13 protein-coding genes are annotated in these 21557 nt (G+C 35.6%); all 13 read left to right on the top strand.

Going from position 1 to position 21557, the window contains the following annotated elements; all coding sequences use genetic code 11:
- The first annotated feature begins 78 nt into the window (after window positions 1-78).
- The 13 genes from GXM17_RS01055 (at window position 79) to GXM17_RS01115 (ending at window position 21530) form a co-directional block, all read left to right on the top strand.
- Window positions 79-1230, top strand: a complete 1152-nt coding sequence (locus tag GXM17_RS01055) for a DUF4861 family protein (RefSeq protein ID WP_163397437.1) — start codon at window positions 79-81, stop codon at window positions 1228-1230.
- Window positions 1231-1264: 34 nt separating this feature from the next.
- Window positions 1265-2056, top strand: a complete 792-nt coding sequence (locus GXM17_RS01060) for a gluconate 5-dehydrogenase (protein ID WP_163397438.1) — start codon at window positions 1265-1267, stop codon at window positions 2054-2056.
- A 281-nt stretch (window positions 2057-2337) separates the two neighbouring features.
- The gene (locus GXM17_RS01065; protein WP_163397439.1) at window positions 2338-5193 is read left to right on the top strand and encodes an alpha-L-rhamnosidase; all 2856 of its coding nucleotides are present in this window, start codon (window positions 2338-2340) and stop codon (window positions 5191-5193) included.
- A gap of 380 nt (window positions 5194-5573) precedes the next feature.
- Window positions 5574-7037, top strand: coding sequence for a sulfatase family protein (locus tag GXM17_RS01070; protein WP_163397440.1), 1464 nt, complete (start codon window positions 5574-5576; stop codon window positions 7035-7037).
- 116 nt (window positions 7038-7153) lie between these two features.
- The gene (locus GXM17_RS01075; protein ID WP_163397441.1) at window positions 7154-8932 is read left to right on the top strand and encodes a glycoside hydrolase family 43 protein; all 1779 of its coding nucleotides are present in this window, start codon (window positions 7154-7156) and stop codon (window positions 8930-8932) included.
- Between the two features lie 61 nt (window positions 8933-8993).
- On the top strand, window positions 8994-10787 hold the full coding sequence (locus tag GXM17_RS01080; protein WP_163397442.1) for a sulfatase family protein: 1794 nt from the start codon (window positions 8994-8996) through the stop codon (window positions 10785-10787).
- A 72-nt stretch (window positions 10788-10859) separates the two neighbouring features.
- A complete protein-coding gene (locus GXM17_RS01085) occupies window positions 10860-11717 on the top strand; it encodes a hypothetical protein (RefSeq protein ID WP_163397443.1) in 858 nt (285 codons plus the stop codon).
- 40 nt (window positions 11718-11757) lie between these two features.
- Window positions 11758-13203, top strand: a complete 1446-nt coding sequence (locus GXM17_RS01090; RefSeq protein ID WP_244307304.1) for a sulfatase — start codon at window positions 11758-11760, stop codon at window positions 13201-13203.
- A gap of 433 nt (window positions 13204-13636) precedes the next feature.
- Complete coding sequence (locus GXM17_RS01095; protein WP_163397445.1) at window positions 13637-16372, top strand: T9SS type A sorting domain-containing protein; 2736 nt, start codon at window positions 13637-13639, stop codon at window positions 16370-16372.
- Window positions 16373-16684: 312 nt separating this feature from the next.
- Window positions 16685-17935 carry an alginate lyase family protein gene (locus GXM17_RS01100; RefSeq protein WP_163397446.1) on the top strand — a complete coding sequence of 417 codons (1251 nt, stop codon included), beginning with the start codon at window positions 16685-16687 and terminating at the stop codon, window positions 17933-17935.
- Between the two features lie 19 nt (window positions 17936-17954).
- A complete protein-coding gene (gene rhaM / locus GXM17_RS01105) occupies window positions 17955-18269 on the top strand; it encodes an L-rhamnose mutarotase (protein WP_163397447.1) in 315 nt (104 codons plus the stop codon).
- A gap of 171 nt (window positions 18270-18440) precedes the next feature.
- On the top strand, window positions 18441-19178 hold the full coding sequence (locus GXM17_RS01110) for a ThuA domain-containing protein (RefSeq protein ID WP_163397448.1): 738 nt from the start codon (window positions 18441-18443) through the stop codon (window positions 19176-19178).
- Between the two features lie 435 nt (window positions 19179-19613).
- Entirely contained in the window at window positions 19614-21530 is a 1917-nt protein-coding gene (locus GXM17_RS01115) for an ulvan lysase-like protein (RefSeq protein ID WP_163397449.1), read from the top strand.
- Window positions 21531-21557: the final 27 nt, after the last annotated feature.

The following is a 21557-nucleotide window of genomic DNA, read 5'->3' on the forward strand; positions in this document are numbered from 1 at the left end:
TAGAAAGAGATAGCCATATAAAATATCTTTCAGATGCCTTTATTTCTTTAAATAAAAATAAAATTTCGAAAAATTCTTATGAAAAAAACACTATCAACTTTATTTCTTATCCTAGTATTTTGTTTTTGTAAATCAGTTTATTGTCAAAAGATTTCAATACAAAATAAAGAGGAATTACATTATAATGACAAAGTGATTTCGTTATCCTACTCTGAAATTTTTAAAAAAAATCCTTGGATAAAAGAGGGTAATTTTAAAGTAATAAACTCTAAAACACAACAGGAAATTCCATATCAGTTGGAGTACAGCGGTAATAAGACACCGCTAAACTTGTTAGTTCAGTTGTCTTTAAATGAAAAAGAAAAAATACAACTAGAATTGCTTAAAGAAAAACCTAGTGATTTTCCAACTAAAACTTTCGGTAGGTATGTGCCTGAAAGAGCAGATGATTTTGCATGGGAAAATGATAAAATTGCTTTTAGAACTTATGGTAAAGCTTTAGAACTTAATCCAAAACAAAATGCCTATGGAATTGACGTTTGGGTAAAAAGAACCACTAAAATGGTTATTAATGAACGTTATAGTAGAGGTAAATATCATGAAGATCATGGAGATGGTATGGATTACTACCATGTTGGCTATACTTTGGGAGCGGGTAATTGTGCACCTTATGTAAATGATAGTATTTGGTATTCTAAAAATTATACGAGATATGAAATATTGGATAATGGTCCCTTGCGTACTACTTTCAAATTATATTATGACACTTGGAATGTTGATGGGCACGAAGTAAAGGCTGTAAAAACAATTCGCTTGGATGCAGGTTCTCAATTAAATCAAGTTGAAATGAATTATCAAGTTGAGGGGCTTACGCATATTCCTATTGTTATCGGAATCATCAAAAGAGATCAAGTAGGAACTGAATTGTTTGATATTAAAGGAGGTGTGTTAGGCTATTGGGAGCCTACAGAAGCTAAGTACGGTACAACAGGTGTTGGAGTGATTATTCCAACCAAGGTAAAAAATATGTATTTACGCAAAGATCAATATTTAGCTTTTACAGATGTTCCTACTAATACCACATTCACATATTATACAGGAGCAGCTTGGGATAGAGCGGGTGAGATTACAACTGCTAAAGATTGGTTTTCATATTTACAAGTACGTAAAGAGGAGCTTAAAAGCAATAAAATAAAAATCAAATATTCAATATTAAATGAATTACAGTAATGTTTTTTAATATATAAAACTAAATATATAAAGTATGTCAATTAATTTATTCGATTTAACTGGAAAAACAGCATTAATAACTGGAGCTGTGCACGGTTTAGGTATGGCAATGGCAAAAGGATTGGGCAATGCAGGTGCTACAATCGTGATTAACAATAATACTGCTCCAGAACTTGAAGCAGCTATTAATGAGTATAAAGCTGCTGGTTTAAATGCGCACGGTTATCTATTTGATGTAACCGATGAAAAAGCAGTTGCTCAAGCGATTGCTAAGATAGAAGAAGAAGTTGGACCTATTGATATTCTGATTAATAATGCGGGAATTATAAAAAGAACTCCTATTATTGATATGGAAGTTGCCGATTTTGAATTAGTTATTAAAATTGATTTGGTTGGACCATTTATTGTTTCTAAACAAGTAGCAAAAGGAATGATTGAAAGAGGAGGCGGAAAAATAATCAATATTTGTTCCATGATGAGTGAATTGGGAAGAAATTCAGTGAGTGCCTATGCTGCAGCCAAAGGAGGATTGAAAATGCTTACCAGAAGTATGGCGACAGAATGGGCTAAATATAATATTCAGACAAACGGAATAGGGCCAGGGTATTTTGCTACTAGTCAAACTGCACCAATTAGAGTAGATGGCCATCCTTTTAATGAATTTATTATTAATAGAACTCCCGCTGAACGATGGGGAGATCCAGAGGATTTACAAGGTGCGGCTATCTTTTTGAGTTCTAAAGCGAGCGACTTTGTAAATGGTCACGTGCTTTATGTTGATGGCGGAATTTTAGCAACAATTGGAAAGCCTTCAAATGAAAATTAAACCCGGAATTAATCTCAGGATTCTTATAAAATATAAATGAATGAATAGACAGTAGTGAACTCATGTTTACTACTGTTTTTTTTTTTAAGCTTGGATTATTTTGAGCTAAATTAAAATTATATTGAAGTTGCTTAATATAATTGGGTTGTTGTTACTGATTTGATATGACACCTTTACTAAACGCTTAAATTAAAGTTGTGTTATTATAAGCAGGTCAAAACAGGACATACTTGACTATTTGTATGGTTATTTTTGAAAATCTACTAAATTTTATAATTGAGATGAAAAGAACGAAATTTTACTTTCTGTTTGTGTTATTGGCTTTTTTAATTACAGCTTTTAATAAAAACAATTTAATTACTCCTGAAACTGTATTTGAATCGTTGACATGTGATGCCATCACTAACCCAACGGCTATTGAGGGCAAGCAACCATCCTTGTCTTGGATAATAAAAACAAAAGGGTACAATAAATCACAATCAGCTTATCAGGTTTTGGTAGCATCATCGGAGACTAAATTGAACGAAAAAGAGGCTGATTTATGGAATTCCAATCAGGTAAAATCTTCGCAATCAGTTTATGTCAAATATGCAGGTAAGGAGTTACAAGCTACTCAAAAATACTATTGGAAAGTGAAAATTTGGGACGAAAAAGGAGAGTCTTCTAATTGGTCTTCGGTGCAAACGTTTCAGATGGGTTTAATGGATAAAAACAATTGGGGCGACTCGAAATGGATTAGCCTCAAAAAAGACAACCGCACTTCCCCACATCGTTTTAGAGAATACCAAATTGGCAAAATGAAAGAACCAGAAATGGTGGCAGGGCAAGCTGCAGGATATTTTAGAAATGAAATTTCAACCCAAAAAAAAATTAAAAATGCCCAAGCGTACATCTGTGGATTGGGTTATTACGAATGGTATATCAACGGGAAAAAAGTGGGCGATCATGTCCTAGATCCAGCACCTTCTAACTATGATAAACAAGCTTACTATCTTCATTATGATGTGACCAATGCCTTGAAAAAGGGTCAAAATGCCATTGGAATTGTTTTAGGAAATGGTTTTTACGGTCAAGATATTTCGTGGAAAAGCGATAAAGAATCGGAGAAAAGTATTTATTACGGTCCACCCGCAGTGCGACTTTTAATTAAAGTTACTTATGAGGATGGCAGTAAAGCTGATTTTTATACCAACGAAAATTGGAAAGAAAACACAGGACCAATAGTCTTTAATAACATTTATGGAGGTGATACTTACGATGCCCGTTTTGAATTAGGGAATTGGAACAACACCAATTATAAAGACACAAACTGGGGCAAAGCCAAGGTGATTTCGCCAGAAGTAAAAAAAATCAGTGCACAGCAAATTCCGCCCATTCGAAAATTAAAAGAATTAACACCACAAAAAGTCTTCAAAGGAACCAATGGTAATTGGATCGTTGATTTTGGTCAAAACATTGCAGGTTGGGTCAAAATAAAAGTAAAGGGAACAAAGGGACAGTTGATAGAAATTACTACCACCGAAGCTTTGACTCAAAACGGCAAAGATATTTTTCCAGGTTCTACGGATGGTGGTGCCAATGGGATGCGACAAGTCTTCAAATACATTTGTAAAGGAGAAGGAATCGAAACTTGGGAGCCACAATTTAGCTACCACGGTTTTCGATATGCCGAATTAAAAGGAATCTCAACAAAGCCAGATGCTGCTATGATTCAGGCGGTATTAGTAGCAACCGATATTCAAGGAAAAGGAAGCTTCAGTTGCTCAGAACCTTTGTTTAATAAAATGCACAGCATTAGCAAATGGACGATTGTAGATAATATTCATGGAATCCCAGAGGACTGCCCGCACCGTGAAAAATGTGGTTGGTTGGGCGATGCGCATGCTTTTTGCGAATATGCGTTGTACAACTACGACATGGAAAACTTCTATAAAAAATACATGGAAGACATTCGCACCCAAATGATTCCAGTAAAAGCCAACAACAATCCTGAAATCAAGCACAAAGTACCTACGATGATCGCTCCAGGAAAACGTACTTCGGGAATTGCTAAACTTGATTGGGGTGTAGCTACCATGTATTTGCCTTGGTACAATTACCTTTATTATGGTGATGATTCAATTGTGAAGGAGTATTATGAAGATATGAAAGATTTGACGAATTATTATTTATCCTTCAAAGATGAAAAAGGAATCATTCAAAACGGGATGGGAGATTGGTGTCCACCCAATTGGGATCGCTTAAAAAATCCTGGCGCTATGGAATGTGACCCAATCGTGTCTGCCAATGCTTATTTTTATGATGTGTTGGGCATTATGGAAAAATTTGCAAAAATGAATCAGGATACCGCTTTTGAACAAAAAGTAAAAAAAGAAAAAGAAGCGTTGTTTCAAGCTTTTAATAAGACATTCTTAATAACAATTCCGTCAACGCAATTCAAATGGTACGGCAGCCAAACGGCAACTGTGATGGCTTTACAATTTGGAATGGTAGCAGAAACTGAAATTAATACAGTATTAAACGGATTAGAATATGATATAAATACAATCAAAGGCGGGCATCATTCTACAGGAATCCACGGCAATCGCTATATCTATACCGTTTTAACGAAATATGGTAAAGCCGATTTGGCTCACCAAATTTTAACCACGCCTACGTTTCCAAGTCAAACCTATATTATGAATTACGGTTTTACCACTTGGCCAGAGCGTCAGTTTAATTGGGACAAAATGGAAGGCTTGACCAATTCGTTAAACCACCCAATGCACAGTGGGTTTTCGGCTTATTTCTTTGAATCTCTTGGCGGAATTAAATCTACTTTTGAAGGAGCGGGTTACAAAGAATTTACGGTAAAGCCTGTTTTTCCAAAAAACCTTACCAATGCTACTGTGGCTATTCCTACACCTTATGGCATGATTTACAACAGTTGGAAACTGACAGGCGCTAATTTTTCAATGGATTTAGAAGTGCCATTTAATACCAAAGCACAAGTGGTTTTAACTCCAAAAGAATTACAAACCTTGCAAATTAATGGGGTTGACTTTGAGGCTTTTCAAAAAGAAAATAAAGTGGGTTTAAATAACAAATCAACGGTTATTTTAGGATCAGGGAAATATAGCATTGAATATGTGAAATAAGATAATTAAAATCCAGATTAATTCGTTTAATAATATATTCTCTTAAAAATTGACTTAGAATTAAATTAGCTAAAACATTTTTTGCTGTGTTTTTAAACTTATTCAAAAATTAAAAAAGATAGCAGAGGTAAATAAATTTAAAAACAGTCAAATTGAAAGGAACCAAATAACAAATAAGTTTTGAATTTAAAATGGTTTCCTGATATAAGTAATTGGATAAATGTAAAAAATGAACATATGCAATCGCCATTAACTAGAAGTTTGCGCAAGCAAATGAAATTCGCTGAACACCTATGAAAAATAGTAAATTAGTGAAGCAAACACCAATGAGTAAAAGGGCGATACCATATGTGACCGTTTAAAAAATAAAATTTACACATATGAAAAAATATTTAAGTATTAGTTGTTTTGCCCTAGCGGTATTTGGCTTTGTCGCCAATATAAGTCATGCACAAGTCGCTAAAAATAAGGTTACTTCAGAAAATATCGGGCAAAAACAGCGTCCCAATATAATTTTTCTATTGACCGATGATCAGCGTTGGGATGCTATGGGGGCAATGGGAAATTCCATCATTCAAACCCCTAATATGGATAAGTTGGCTAATAAAGGGGTTTTGTTTCAAAACGCTTATGTTACCACATCCATCTGTTGTGTAAGTCGTGCTAGTTTGCTCACAGGTCAATTCGAATCAAAACACGGTATCCATGATTTTAATAAAGATTTAAAACCCGAAACCTTCAATAAATCATATCCCAATCTCTTAAAAGAGGCGGGCTATAAATTAGGGTTTATTGGTAAATACGGTATTGGACATCATCCTCCATTTGCAACTTTTGATTACGTTTATGATACAGAAGAAGGCGGGAAAGCACAACCCGATTATATAACAATTGGTAAAAACGGAAAACCCATTCATGATACTGATACAATTAATTCCTCTATTCAGGAATTTTTAGGAAAGTTTGCTAACAAAGAACCCTTTTGTCTTTCGGTGAGTTTTAAAGCGCCTCACGAACAGGATGGTAATCCTCCTAAATATGTGATTCAGTCCAAATACAAGGATTATTATAAAGACGTGACTATTCCAGAACCTGTAACCGCAAATCCTAAATATTGGGAACTCTTGCCAGATGTTTTGAGAACCGAAACTAATTTTGGTAGAGCAAGATGGAAAGGACTTTTTGGTACGCCTGAATTGTATCAAGAAAATGTAAAGAACTACTATCGATTGATAACAGGTGTAGATGATGTTCTTGGAGATATGATGAAGAAGCTTGAAAAATTAGGTATTGCTGATAATACCATTATAATATTAATGGGCGATAATGGGATGCTCCTGGGAGAACATGGCATGGAAGGAAAATGGTATGGACATGAAGAATCCATAAGAGTTCCTCTTGTAATTTATGATCCAAATTCACCAGACAAGGTGAAGCAATACCGCGCTCCGCAAATGGCACTGAATATTGATATTGCCCCTACGATACTTTCTATGGCAGGAGTTCCAGTTCCAAAAGAAATGGCAGGCGTTAATTTGATAGATGTAATTCAGAATAAAATACCCGAAAGAAAAGAATTTTTCTACCAACATTATTTTCTAGGAGGACCACAAATACCAAGAGTCGAAGCTGTGGTTACTCCCGATTTTAAATACATCAATTATGTGGAGACAGGTTTTGAAGAAATGTTTGATACCAAACACGATCCTCATGAAATAGAAGATTTAATTAAAAATCCTCAATACAAATTGAAGTTAGAGCAATTGCGCAGCAGATACAATGATTTAAAGAAAAAACATGGCGTTCCTTCTTCAGTTTGGCAAAAATCAAGTAAAGAATTTTAACCCGTTGGCTGAAAAAATGAACCGTTAACGTTATGCCTATTGTCGCATTGAGCTTGTCGAAATGTATCATAAGTGAGGTCTTTATAACAGTTTTGAACACAATTAATTTTTTATAGATGAATATTTTAAAATCATTTACACTTTTCATAATCCTCCTTTGTTTTGGATGTAAATCGGTATCAGATAAACAAGGATCCAATAAATCGAATAAACTAGGTCAAGCCAAAATTGGCAGTTGGGGAGATCAAGGAGACGGAACCTACATTAATCCTATTTTGAATGCGGATTATCCAGATTCAGATATTGAGCAAGTGGGCGATACCTATTACATGATTACTTCCAAGCAACATATGTCACCTGGGATGCCTATATTAGAATCTAAAGACATGGTCAATTGGACGAATGTAGGGCATGTATTTAGCAATTTATCGTGGGCTCCAGAATACAATTGGGATCGAATGAACGGCTATTCTTTTGGTGTTTGGGCTGGTGATTTAGCCTATCATCAAGGAACTTGGTATTGCTACCAAATTGATTACGAACATGGATTGATGGTTACCACAGCTAAAGATATAAAAGGGCCGTGGAGCAAGCCAATAATAATGCTGCCTAAATCTGAAGTATTAGATGATCCGGGAGTGTTTTGGGATGAAGAAGCACACAAAGCTTACGTTATTGTAAATACTGCTGGAAAGCAAAAGAAAGCAAGTAACACTATCGAAGGCAATGAGAATCGAATTTACGAAATGAGTTGGGATGGGACTAAAATTCTAGACAAAGGAAAATTAGTGTACACCGGAATGGGAGCCGAAGCGGCTAAAATCTATAAAATTGACGGTACCTGGTATATTTTTATAGCACAATGGACAATGGGGGATACCACTACAAAACCAGGAGTTAAAAATCCAAAAAACGACAGAAAACAAATTGTATTGCGTTCCAAAGAAAGCATTTACGGCCCTTATGAGGTAAAAACGGTTTTAGAAAAAGGAACAGCTTTTAATAATCGCAGTTGTAGCCAAGGAGGTTTAATGCAGGCTCCTGATAAATCTTGGTGGTTTATGCATCAGTTAATTCAAAATGATGACATTCCTTTTCAAGGCAGACCTCAATGTTTGGCTCCCGTGACTTGGGTTGACGGTTGGCCTATAATTGGTATTGATGAAGATCAGGACGGCATAGGAGAACCAGTAAAACGTTTCAAAAAACCTATCAATGGCTATCCTGTTTCGGCACCAAGTTCTGATGACGATTTTTCATCGTCTAAAATAGGTCCACAATGGGAGTGGAATCATAACCCTAGAAATACCCATTGGTCGTTAACCGAAAGAACCGGTTGGTTGCGTTTAAAAGCAAGCAAAGTATTACCTAATAAAAAAGGCTATGGGCCTAATCAAAACGAATGGACTAATAATGATGGTTCTGATTCTGATTTTTGGAGAGCTTGCAATACCCTAAGTCAACGTATCATGGGGATTACAACGGGTACTGCTGTTGCGAAATTTGATATTTCAGGCATGCAACCGCATCAACTAGCGGGTTTTGTTCGATATGGAGGTGTATTTAATTTATTAGGTATTGAAGTTGATGAAAAAGGGAAAAAGAACCTTTTTTATATGAATGCAATGGCCAAAAAAACAATGGGACCCGAAATAAAAGGGAAAGATTTGTATGTGAGAACCTCAAATAATAGCAATCAAGCTACCTATGAGTATAGTTTGGATGGTAAGAATTTTAAATCCTTTGGCCCAACTTTTACCATTGAATTTGGAAAATGGACGGGCGATCGTCTAGGGTTCTTTAGTTGGAATGAAAAAGAAGATGCTGGATATATTGATGTCGATTGGTTTCAATATGATTATGATGGACCTAAAGAGAAACGATATTATTTTTAGATAAGCTAATTTGTAGACTTTTTAAATTAGTTCACTATAGATAGAGATAAATATAATACATATGAAAAAGAGATTTGAATTATTGAAAAACAGGACTTTTTATTTATTTCTATTAGTAGGATTGTTGTTGTTTTCATGTCAAATTTTTAAGAAATCGGATAAGCAATCCCAAGGTGGTGATGCGGATTTTAATTCTCCTAATCGTCCTAATATCTTATGGCTGGTTACAGAAGATATTGGTCCTTACTTGCCCTCTTTTGGAGACTCCACTATTGTAACCCCCAATTTAAGCCGATTGGCTAAAGAAGGAGTAGTTTATACTAATTTATATTCAACTTCGGGAGTCTGTTCGCCAAGTAGAGCCGCAATCGCTACAGGAATGTATCCCTCAGGTATTGGTGCTAATAATATGCGAACCAATTCGAATATGAAAGAAACAGGATTGCCACCCTATGAAGCGTTACCACCCCCACAAGTAAAAATGATAAGCGAGTTGCTTAGAATGAATGGGTATTATTGTTCGAATAATTATAAAGAAGACTATCAATTTAATCCACCTGTAACGGCCTGGGATGAAAGTAGCGCCTATGCGCACTGGAGAAACAGAGGCGTAAACCAGCCTTTTTTTTCTGTTTTTAACTTTACAGAAACGCATGAATCGGGCTTGTTTGAACCTTATGGCTTTAGGCAAATAGAGACTAGACATTATCATGAGGGGGATACCTCCTACGTTTGGAAGCAAAACGGACTTCCTGATGCTAAAAATAGAATGACCGAGGCCGAAACTCCTGTACATCTACCTAAAAATACAAAATTTAAAATTCCGCCATACTTGCCAGACAATGCGGTAGTGCGTAGAGATATGTGGAAATTATACAACAACATTGCCGAAACAGACAGGCAAATTGGTGCTGTTTTAAAGCAATTGGAAGCCGATGGTTTACTCGAAAAAACCATTATCGTTTTTTATAGTGACCACGGCGGACCTTTACCTAGAGGAAAACGTTTGATTTATGATTCGGGTTTAAATACACCAATGATTATTCGCTATCCCAACAAACAAAAGGCAGGGACAAAGGACAATCAATTAATTAGTTTTGTAGATTTTGCTCCTACTTTACTTTCAATGATTGGCGTTAAAGCACCTAGCTATATGCAAGGACAAGCTTTTGCAGGGAATAAAAAAGTAAAAGTAGAACGCAAGTACATACACGCTGCAGCAGATCGTTTTGATGAAGTAACAGATGTTATTAGAGCGGTTCGTGATAAGCAATTCAAATACATTCGAAATTATAGACCAGAACAAGGGTATTATTTGCCATTAGCCTATAGAGAACAAATTCCAACGATGCAAGAATTATTGCGACTGCACAAAGAAGGAAAATTAAATGCAATTCAAGATCAATGGTTTAGAAAATCGAAACCAACGGAAGAATTATTTGATTGCAAAGCAGATCCTCATGAATTAGTTAATCTAGCGTCAAACCCTAAATACGCTTCAAAACTACAAGAGCTGCGAACAGAAATGAATCGTTGGCTCGAAGAAATTCATGACGATCCTAAATTGCCTGAGGCAGCACTCATCCGTAAATTGTGGAATGGAAAAGAGAACCAACCTCAAACGGCCAAACCAATTATATCTTATAATCAGGGAAAATTAGTTATTAGTTGTGAAACGGCTGGAGCTTCAATTGGCTATAAAGTCAAAAACAAAAATGGGTCTTGGCCTAAAAGTTGGACTATTTATCAAAAACCAGTTGCTTTACCCCAAGGCACTGAATTGAGCGTAATGGCTCATCGTATTGGATACAAAGCAAGTCAAATTGTTGAAATTAATTTTACAGCTATAAAATAGATTGTTATATTTCGCGAATGGAAAACTATGTTTTTGAAGCTTAGATGGAAAAATAATTTTAAAATGATATAGATGAATAACAAACTAATTTTTATACTGGCAATACTTCTGAATATGGTTGAGCTATCGTCTTATGCTCAAACGATAAAACCGCCGGTAGGCAGAATAGCTATTGTGGCAGATGGAAACTCACCTGACCCAGATGATTTAGGTGGAACAGCCATCACCTTGGCTTTATTGAAAGCTACAGCTTTGACAGATCGATTGGTGCATTATTCACACTGTTGTGATTTAGTACGTGTAGATCGAATTTCGGAAGCAGCAGAAAAGGAAAGACATGCGATGATGCAAACGGCTTGTGATGGTACAGCCAGACGTTGGGGCGGTTTTGAGCATATCACTTTTTGGGACGCCAAATGGCAATTGGAACAAACAATTAAAGATTTAAGTAAAGCAATCAATGCTTCAACCGCTGATGATCCGTTGTGGATAATTGAAGCCGGGGAACCTGACATCATCGGTTTTGCGTTGGATGCTACGCCAAAAGAAAAACACAAATTTGTTAAAGTGATTACCCATCATCCTGCTAACGATGATGCTGGGGATTTTTACAAATGGAAACAAATTCTGGATTTTGGAGTAGAAGAAGTGCGTATTCCAGACCAAAATACCTATCTAAAAGTAAAAGAATCACAATGGGTCTGGGCGATGAAACATCCTGACGACCGCATGCAATTTGTATGGTTAATGGGAAAAATGGCTGAGATTGATAATGTGGTTAAATTCCAAAAAGGCTATTGGGATTGTTCAGATGCGGGAATGGTATTGTATTGGATTACAGGGGCTACCAATGGCGGTTTGAAAGAAGGAAAAGTAGAAGATGTGAAAACATTATTGCTTAATTATTTAGATAAAAAAGAAAAGAAATAACAGTATGATTAATAATATGAAAAAAAGAGTTTTGGTTGTCATGACCTATCTAGGTTGTACTTTGGGTATGATGGCTCAAGAAAAACCGAATGTTGTGGTTTTTTTAGTTGATGATTTGCGTACCGAATTAGGTTGTTATGGCAATCCAATAGTGAAAAGCCCTAATATTGATGCCTTGGCCAAAGAGGGGGTGTTGTTTCAAAAGGCCTACGCCCAGCAAGCCCTTTGTGCACCTTCTCGGATGAGTATATTGTCAGGTTTGCGCCCTGAAACTATCGGGATTTATTCGTTATTTACACCGTTTCGTTCTGTTCATAAGGAGGTGGTTACTTTGCCTCAATTTTTTAAAGCCAATGGATACCAGACAGTCAGTGTAGGGAAGGTCTACCATCACGGTTTTGATGATAAAGAGAGTTGGAGTATTCTGTTTCCGAAAGAAAGCAATTCTTGGGTAAAGCCCGAAAACCTAGCTTTAATTGAGCGTCTAAAAAAATCAGGAAAAGGCAGTAATGGACCAGCCTATGAATGTGAAGAGGTAGAAGATGAAGCTTATAAAGACGGTCGTGCGGTAAAAAATGCAATTGAAACACTTGAAAAGTTGAAAAACGATAAGTTTATGATGGTAGTAGGACTGACCAAACCCCATTTGCCTTTTAATGTGCCAAAAAAATATTGGGATTTATACAATAAAGAAGATTTTAAAGTCCCTTCAAAAGAAGAACCAAAGGATATGTACAAATTAGCACTGACCAATTGGGGTGAACTACGTGGGTATTATGGCATACCGCAGGAAGGCGTTTTGGATGATGAAATGACCAAAACATTGATACATGGCTACCATGCGAGCGTGAGTTACACCGATGCACAGGTAGGTAAGGTGATGAAGGCTTTGGAGCAACTAGACTTGCGCAAGAATACGATTGTCGTTTTTATGAGCGACCACGGTTGGAAGTTAGGCGAATATGGTGCTTGGTGCAAACACAGTAATTTTGAATTAGATGTAAATGTACCTTTAATTATTAGCAGAGAAACGGGCTATAAAAACAGAGCGACCAATGCCAAATCCAATGCTTTAGTTGAAAATTTGGATTTATTCCCTACACTAGCCGACGCTTGCGGACTAAAAACGCATGCCTTAGAAGGAAAAAGCCTTTTACCATTGGTAAATAACCCTAATCTTAAGTGGAGTCAAGGAGCTTACAGCGTGTTTCCAAGAGGTAAAAATATCATGGGACTCACCTGTACCGATGGAACTTGGAGATACACGGAATGGTGGGACAACAAAGCAGAAAAAACAATAGATAGTGAACTTTATACTTGTAAAGAAAATTATATGGTGCGTGTCGAGAATCTTGCGAAAAACACAAAAAGTGCTAAAGAAGTAAAGCGAATGAAATTGTTGTTAGAAAAACAATATCCATTACAACTTCGATCTTCGTATCCTCAAAATGACAAAGGGAGAAACGAAGCAGGAAGTGCTGAATAATTGAGGTAACGAATACCTATTTAGCATTTAATTTTTTGATATAGGAACCGAACTTTTCTTTTTGAAAGGTTCGGTTTTTTGTTGTTAATTCTAAAATTCTTATGAGGATTTTATGTTTTTAAATTAACAAAAATGGGTCTAAATCTGTTTCATCTGTGCGTCAGCGTTCCAATGGTTGCTCTAGGATAATATTTTTTGCTGATTTTGATGCCTTTACAGGACAAAACAGGATATAGGAATAATTGTTTGATGATAATTTTGGTTGGCTGAATTAAAATGATGAAAAGTATTGTTTTCTAGATTAATATGCGCTGTTAACAAGAGGTGTCCTCATTTAAGTAACTGAAAGAATTTAGTTTGCCGATTTTTAATCAAAAGATTCATTGGCGCTTGATTTTTTAAACCCAAAACTAAAAAAAACTAAACCTAAATTATGAAATGGAAGACCAAAATGAGAATAACTGTTTTTTTAGTTCTTATTCTATCTCTACCGTCAATTGCACAGAGTTTGCAACACCCTACTATTTATGCAACAGCAGCAGAGCGCCCACAAATATTGAGTAAAATAAGTTCCAATAGTTGGGCTAATAGCATGGTGAATTCAATGAAATCAAACGTTGATTCTAAAATTACCACACATAGTACAAATCCCGCTGCAATCTTTAGTACGGTAGATTTTTTTCCTGCTAACGATGCAAATTCGGAGGCTTACGCTTCTCCTTACACTTCAGCTCACGGAAAAGTATTATCTACAGCTGCTTATTCGGCCATGCTGTATTATATTACTGAAGATGTCAAGTACGCCAGTTTTTCGGCTGATATTTTGAATTATTATTTTGATAATTTATCGAATCGTACACTCGCTACAACAACTATTAGTGGAAACTATTTTTACGATCCTCGTACTACTTATGCACAATTGGCTGTGGCTTATGATTTTGTTTATAATTATCTAAAAACACCAGGAATAACGGTTTATAACAAAGCTACAAATACTCGTGTACCTTACGATCATACACGAGCACAAACTGTGATTAGAAACATTGCTGGAAATACCTTAAAAGAATCAGGAGGTTTGGATACGCAAGGAAGTATTGTGTCAAACCACCCCGTTTTGACAGCACCTGGTTCCTTATTTTCCATTTTATGTGTTGAAGATGATATCGAAAGAGAACGTATGTTCACACTTTTTTGGGATCGCGGTACTAAGCGTCAAAATTCTTTTACCAAAACCATTCTAAAAATGTTTACGGAACAGGCGCTTTGGCCTGAATCAGTAAGTTATGGGTTTATGTCTAATGTTCAATTGATATTAAATTTAGTTGACAGAGTGAAACCGCAACTAAATGCTGGTGCTAATAATATCAAATTATTTGAAAGTGCTTCTTTATTGGAGAATTTAAGGCTTCCTAATAGAAACTTTGTACGTTACGGTGACTCACATAGAACTAGTGATGGTACGGACGAAATTAGTAGGTACGCGTTAAATTTTGCAAAAAGACGCGGTTATACCAATATACAAACGCAGGCAGAAATAGCATTAAAACAAAGTTTTCCTACCACAAATGGGTATAATACTAGTGTGCCTGCTACAGGTTTTGAAAATTATGTTGCCTTGGATTTGTTTTGGGGTGAACCACTGCCTAATACTTCTGTTGTAGCATTTGATTATAAACCAACAGTTATAATAAACCACGCGGGAGTAGCCTTGCAACGTAACTATGTTACCACCAATAATACGGAATATGGTTTGTGCGGCATCATTGGTGGGGCACATTATGTACATGCGCATTGTGCTGGAATTTCGATGGAATTGTATGGAGCGGGTGACGTTATGGCTGCAAATGGAGGCTTACCTCCTTCATTAGCAGAAAGACAAACTTTGCCTTTTCAAGGGTATTTTAACAAATATGCAGGCAACAACACGGTTATCGTTAACGGTACTTCTCACGGCGCATCGAAAGCGGGTGCATGGGGGAATGATAAATTTTTATACCAAGATCCTGTTGTGAATATAGCGTCAGAACCAAAACATTTAGAGAATCCATTGAGTGCTAATTTTAGTTTTGCCACTCAGTTTATGGATGATAATGTTAATAATTGTGATCAGCAACGTACCCTAAGTACTATTCGTACCAGTGCTACTTCAGGTTATTATTTTGATTTATTCCGTTCAAAATCATTAGGCACAAATAATTTTCATGATTATATCTACCATAATGTTGGTGATGCAACCAGTCTTAAGGATGCTTCTAATAATACCCTTGTGGTTAGACCAACTACAAAATATCAAGTCGTGGTCAATGATTCGCAACAATCGCCAGGCTGGTTACAATATGAAAATACTGAGTCAACAGTAGGAATTAATGATGCCGTTAAAATTCGTTTTGACCTTACTACAACGAATAAATACATGCACATGCTACTGCCTGCTGGTGTAACAAGAGAATATACGAAAGCGCTAGGACCAGCTACTTACGAGGCTAACAATGGGTATGTGAGTAAGAAAACGCAAATCATAGCTGTTAGACAAACAGGGGAGGCATGGAACAAACCGTTTATCTCAATATTAGAACCTTCTTCTAATGCTACTGCAACGGTACAATCAGTAGAGAATGTTACGGTTAATAATATAATTGTAGGAGCTATTGTCAAAAGTAAATTAGCCGATAGGGAAACCACAGATTATATTATTTGTAATGAAAATAATACTGGAGATATTAGTCTTCCGCAACTGAATCTGACTTTCAAAGGACGTTTTGCTATTGTTCGAACAGAAGTAAAGACCGATAAAAAAGATATTACGCTTTATATTGGAGAAGGAACACAACTTAATTTTGAAAAATACGCTCTTACAGGGGATATCGATAAAAAAGGACTTTTGGAGGTTAAGGATGTTAGTTTAGCGGTTTCTTCTTTTGATAAAAGTAATAGAATTGAAATCTTTCCCAATCCTGCAAAAGGAGTATTTAAAATTCAAACAAATGAACTAATTTGGAAAAAACTAACCATCTATGATATGCAAGGTAAAAAAGTATATCAAAACACATCAGGTCAAGCGACACTTTTGTTAAATACAGAAGAGCATAAATTGAAGGCGGGAGTCTATATTGTGGAATTTGTTGACAACCAAAACAAAAGATGTAGTTCTAAATTAGTGGTAAAATAATTTCAATCGTAAGTTTGATAACAAACCATACTGACTTTCAATTGGATTAAGTAACATTGGATATTTATTAGAAAATTTTATTTAAAAATGAGGTGATTGCGAAAATATAATTTACAATTTACTACTTTACCCCACAATACAGGATAGACTTTAATGAAGGTAGTTTTATCTTTGATATGGTTAGTTTAAAGAATTATTTTAATATAGTCTTTAGTTATAGTTTTTAGAATAAAATCATTCTGTCTTTTTTATTATGGAAAGATGGAATGATTTTTTGGTTTATGATTGTATTAATAACCTAATATTTGAAAGATGAACATAAAACTCTTTACAAGAAATAGCTTGATTCTGTTTGTTTTTACACTTTCAGCAACCAATATAATGGCTCAAGTGGGCAATAACAAACAATCAATAAAGACAGAATCATTACAAAAAGAGGTGCATTTTTCAACCGTAACTTATGATGAACTTCTAAAAGTAAAAAAGAAAATAACAACTGATTCCTACTACTCATTATATAAAGAAATTCTTCATGACGCAGATACCGCTTTGCTGAAAGGAACTTATTCAGTCATGCAAAAAACACAAACGCCTGCCAGTGGCGATAAGCACGATTATTATTCGATTGGTCCCTATTGGTGGCCTGATCCTGCAAAACCTGACGGTTTGCCGTGGATAAGAAAAGATGGAAAAGTCAACCCCTTAACAAGAGAAGGAAGTACTGATTTTGAAACCAAACAAGAAATGTTCAACAGTACGGAATCTTTGGCCTTAGCCTATTTCTTTTCGAATAAAAAACAGTATGCTACTAAAGCGCTAGAATTAATTCAGGTGTGGTTTGTTAATGAAGATACCAAAATGAATCCCAATCTCAATTTTGCTCAAGGCGTTCCGGGTGAAAATGCAGGTAGGGGAATCGGAATTATTGAATTTGCTGATGTAACTAAGGTGCTAACAGCAATTGAAATTTTAGAGTTAAACCAACAAATGGATGGGAAGACCAGTCAAGCCTTGCGAAAATGGTTTACAGATTATGCGTATTGGTTGCAAACCAGTGAAAATGGCGTTTTTGAAAAAAATACTAAAAACAACCACGGAACGCATTACGACACGCAATTAATTCAAATTTTGTTGTTTTTAAATAAAACAGCCGAAGCCAAACAAATTTTGGAAGCTGTAAAAACAGAGCGCATTGCCAAACAAATTCAACTCAATGGAGCCCAACCTTTGGAACTAGCCAGAACCAAAGCCTTGTCGTATAGTACGATGAATTTGAGAGGTTTTACTGAATTGGCTGTTTTAGGAAAAAAGCTGGGTGTTGATTTATGGAATTATAAGGCGGCTAATGGTGCTAGTATAATCAATGCCTTCGAATTTTTGAAACCCTACGCTAAGGGACTAAAAAAATGGGATTATAAACAAATAGCTGATGAGGAAAAAGCTATAAAAAACTTGAAAGAACTATTTGCAATGGCCGGTAGTGAATTTAATAAGGAAGAGTATTGCCAAATAGGTAGTGATAAAAAAGCATCACTCCACTCTTTACTGCACGAATGTAATTAATTAACTTAAAATAAAAATCATGCAAAGACTTGCCTTTAAAATGAAATTGAATCCAGGTCAAAAAGAAGCCTACATCAAGCGTCATAACGAACTTTGGCCAGAACTTCATGCGCTTTTAAAAGAAAATGGAGTGAGTGAATATTCTATTTTTTTGGATGAAGAAACTCATACACTTTTTGCTTTTCAAAAAGTTACGGGAGCTGGTGGTTCACAGGATTTAGCTTCTAATGAAATTGTAAAAAAATGGTGGGACTTTATGGCTGATATTATGGAGACAAATCCTGATAACTCGCCAGTTTCAGTACCTTTAGAAGAGTTGTTTTATATGCCTTGATTTAAAATTTTGATATGTTTTAGCCTTTACTAAAAAGAAAGAAATTCCTATTTTACAAAATAGTAGATTATGATCAGATACGGATGAATAATTATCGAAAAAAAATAAGAATTTTATCCAAAATTAATATTATGTAAGGAACTTATTAAATCAATATTAAAAAAAATAATTATGGTTAAACAATTATTGGCGGTTTTAATACTAACATATATCACGTTGGGTTCTCAGAATGCATTCGCAAATAAATCCCATAAAATATTGATATTTAGTAAAACTGCGGCATTTCGTCATAAGTCTATACCAGAAGGAATAACTGCTATAAGTATGCTAGGTAAAGAAAATGGATTTGTAGTGGATACTACCTCTGATGCAGCTACGTTTTCATATAAAAAGCTTAAAGAATACAATGCAATTCTGTTTTTAAATACGACAGGAGATGTACTTAATGCTAGGCAACAAAATGCTTTTCAAAAGTATATTCAATCTGGAGGCGGCTTTATTGGGGTGCATGCTGCCTCTGATTGCGAGTTCGGTTGGACATGGTACGGAAATTTAGTAGGAGCTTATTTTAGTGCTCATCCAAAACAACAAATGGCAACTTTAAAAGTTGTTGATGACAAACATTTGTCTACGAATTTCTTACCAAAGAATTGGAAAAGATTTGATGAGTGGTATAATTACAAATGGGTATATGAAGATTTACATATCCTTATAGAAATTGACGAAAGCAGTTATGATGCTGGTCCAGCTAAAATGGGTACTTATCACCCTATGGCTTGGTATCACAATTACGATGGTGGTCGAGCATTTTATACAGCCTTAGGACATACAAATGAATCCTATCAGGAACCATTTTTTTTAAAACACTTGCTAGGAGGAATCAAGTATGCAATGGGGGAAAGTAATTAATATACTTATTTTCTTAAATATAAGATTCCTAATTTGTTCATGGCTCATTTTTTTGGCCACAGAAAAAATTCCAAACCCCAGAATTGATTAATTTACTATTTCGGGGGTAAGAATTAAAATTAGATGCTGGTAGTATAAATGTTTTAGAAAAGGAAATGGTGTATTTTAAAAGGCACAATAGCTAACTCAATGATAACTTTTTCAACAGGAATTTATGTAACTATAGAAATTGAATATACGAGAAAATAATAATCAAAACAAAATACTCTTCACTAAAAAATAGGTGCTTAATTACAAAAGTAAACAGTCAAAAGAGATTAAATTTTTTGACTGTTTTTTTTTACACTCAAAATGCAACCCTCTAAAACAGGACAGGATTTTTTATAACATTCAATATTTTTATTGCTAATTATTTCGTATCTAATTATTTTTATAATGAAAAGAAGGTCATTTGTGCAATTATCTGTTTTGGGAAGCTTAAGCTTGATGCTACCATTGTATTCTTGTAAAGCAGCGAGTATATCTCAGGAAGGAAATCTAGTGGAAGATTTATCTCCGTTTGAAAACAATACTTTCCAATTGTTAACCACTTGGTGTGATGCGATGATTTGGGACCAAGTGAACAACCCAAATGATAAAGTTACCCATGGCGCTTTGTATTGTCATGCTTGCGAGAAGATTCATGGCCGCTGTCAAGAGTCTGTTTATCCATTTTTGTACATGGCCGATAAAACGGGGGATAAAAAATACCTAGAGGCCGCTATCAAAGTAATGGATTGGTCAGTGAACGTTGATTTACCAGATGGTAGTTGGACCAATATGATTGACCCAAAATCGTGGTATGGTACTACTGTATTTGGCGTAATTGCTTTAGGTGAAGCCTTACAGTATCACGGACATTTGTTGCCAAAAGAGACCAAAACAAAATGGGAGAACCGATTGAAAAGAGCAATCGATTTTGTTTTTACAAAATTTGATGATCATTTTAGTCATATCAATTACCGCTTTACCGCTATTTATGCTCTGTCGTTTGTGGGGGATTATTTTAACGAAGAAAAATATAAAACCAGAAGTAAAGAATTGGCTTTGCTGATTCCGAAATACTTAACAGAACCTAATAAATTATTATTTGGCGAAAATCATCCAGACGATAAAAAAAGTGCCAAAGGATTACTGCCTGTTGACATAGGATACAATGTAGAAGAAAGTTTAAATGCAGTAGTGCAATATGCGGTACATATCCAAGACGAAAAATTATTGGATTTACTAACCCAATCGTTAAACGGTCACTTAGAATTTATGCTACCTGATGGCGCTTGGGACAACAGTTTTGGAACACGACAAAACAAATGGACCTACTGGGGCAGCAGAACCACAGATGGTTGTCAACCTGCTTTTTCATTGTTGGCGGATAGAAATCCTGCTTTTGGAACCGCTGCGGTTATGAGTACCGAATTATTGCAACGTTGTACCGTCAAAGGACTTTTAGCAGGTGGTTTGCATTATCAAACCCATGGCGTAAAACCCTGTATGCATCATACTTTTGCCCATGCAAAAAATCTAGCTTTTGTGATGGACAATGCCGAGAAACTAAAAAAGGTCAACAAAAAAACGCCTCTACCAAGAAGTATCAATGATGGAGTGAAACACTTTTCGGAACTTGATGTTTGGTTAGCAGCCAGAGGGCCTTGGCGAAGCACCGTTTCATCCTATGACCAAATCTTTAAGAAAGAAAAATCAGTAGCAGCTACAGGAGGTTCGCTAGCGGTGTTATGGCATGAAAAAGTAGGGCCTATATTTACCGCTAGTATGGTCGAATACTTGTTGGTAGAACCTTATAACCAACAAGAACAAGAAGGAGAAGATTTTTGCATAACTCCCCGTGTAGAGCGATTTGTCAACGGAATTTGGTACACAAACCTACAGGATTTGAAAGCTAAAGTCAGCTTCAAAGACGAAAAAGGAATCATTGATTTTACTATTGAAACCGCCATGACCAACAATAAAAAAGAAACCCTAGCATCAGGCAGTGATTTCAAACTGAATTATCTTTTTGATAAAAATCAAACAACTATCAAAGCCCAAAGAACTACTTCCGAAGCAAATGGAGATACACTAGTATTGCCTGTTATTTCGCCTACAGGGGAGAAAGTAGTACAAGTTTCGGCTACTAAAATCGAAATTCATAAAAAAGAAGGGATTGTTGTTGTAGAATCGAGTGTGCCACTTACGATTAAAAAAACAACAAAAGAACGCATTTTTAATCAAGTACCTGGAATGGAAGTAGTACCTGTCTTAGTATCTTTTCCTAAAAACACCAAAGAGGTTGTTTGTACAATTTCGGTTGTTTAATAAATTTTAATTATATACCATTAACTT

The sequence above is a fragment of the Flavobacterium fluviatile genome (genome assembly GCF_010645065.1).
Lineage (GTDB): Bacteria > Bacteroidota > Bacteroidia > Flavobacteriales > Flavobacteriaceae > Flavobacterium > Flavobacterium fluviatile.

Bases quoted from the DNA above. Each gene is read 5' to 3' on its own strand.
- GXM17_RS01055 (WP_163397437.1), top strand. From the start codon at position 79: ATGAAAAAAACACTATCAACTTTATTTCTTATCCTAGTATTTTGTTTT.
- GXM17_RS01060 (WP_163397438.1), top strand. From the start codon at position 1,265: ATGTCAATTAATTTATTCGATTTAACTGGAAAAACAGCATTAATAACT.
- GXM17_RS01065 (WP_163397439.1), top strand. From the start codon at position 2,338: ATGAAAAGAACGAAATTTTACTTTCTGTTTGTGTTATTGGCTTTTTTA.
- GXM17_RS01070 (WP_163397440.1), top strand. From the start codon at position 5,574: ATGAAAAAATATTTAAGTATTAGTTGTTTTGCCCTAGCGGTATTTGGC.
- GXM17_RS01075 (WP_163397441.1), top strand. From the start codon at position 7,154: ATGAATATTTTAAAATCATTTACACTTTTCATAATCCTCCTTTGTTTT.
- GXM17_RS01080 (WP_163397442.1), top strand. From the start codon at position 8,994: ATGAAAAAGAGATTTGAATTATTGAAAAACAGGACTTTTTATTTATTT.
- GXM17_RS01085 (WP_163397443.1), top strand. From the start codon at position 10,860: ATGAATAACAAACTAATTTTTATACTGGCAATACTTCTGAATATGGTT.
- GXM17_RS01090 (WP_244307304.1), top strand. From the start codon at position 11,758: ATGACCTATCTAGGTTGTACTTTGGGTATGATGGCTCAAGAAAAACCG.
- GXM17_RS01095 (WP_163397445.1), top strand. From the start codon at position 13,637: ATGAAATGGAAGACCAAAATGAGAATAACTGTTTTTTTAGTTCTTATT.
- GXM17_RS01100 (WP_163397446.1), top strand. From the start codon at position 16,685: ATGAACATAAAACTCTTTACAAGAAATAGCTTGATTCTGTTTGTTTTT.
- rhaM (WP_163397447.1), top strand. From the start codon at position 17,955: ATGCAAAGACTTGCCTTTAAAATGAAATTGAATCCAGGTCAAAAAGAA.
- GXM17_RS01110 (WP_163397448.1), top strand. From the start codon at position 18,441: ATGGTTAAACAATTATTGGCGGTTTTAATACTAACATATATCACGTTG.
- GXM17_RS01115 (WP_163397449.1), top strand. From the start codon at position 19,614: ATGAAAAGAAGGTCATTTGTGCAATTATCTGTTTTGGGAAGCTTAAGC.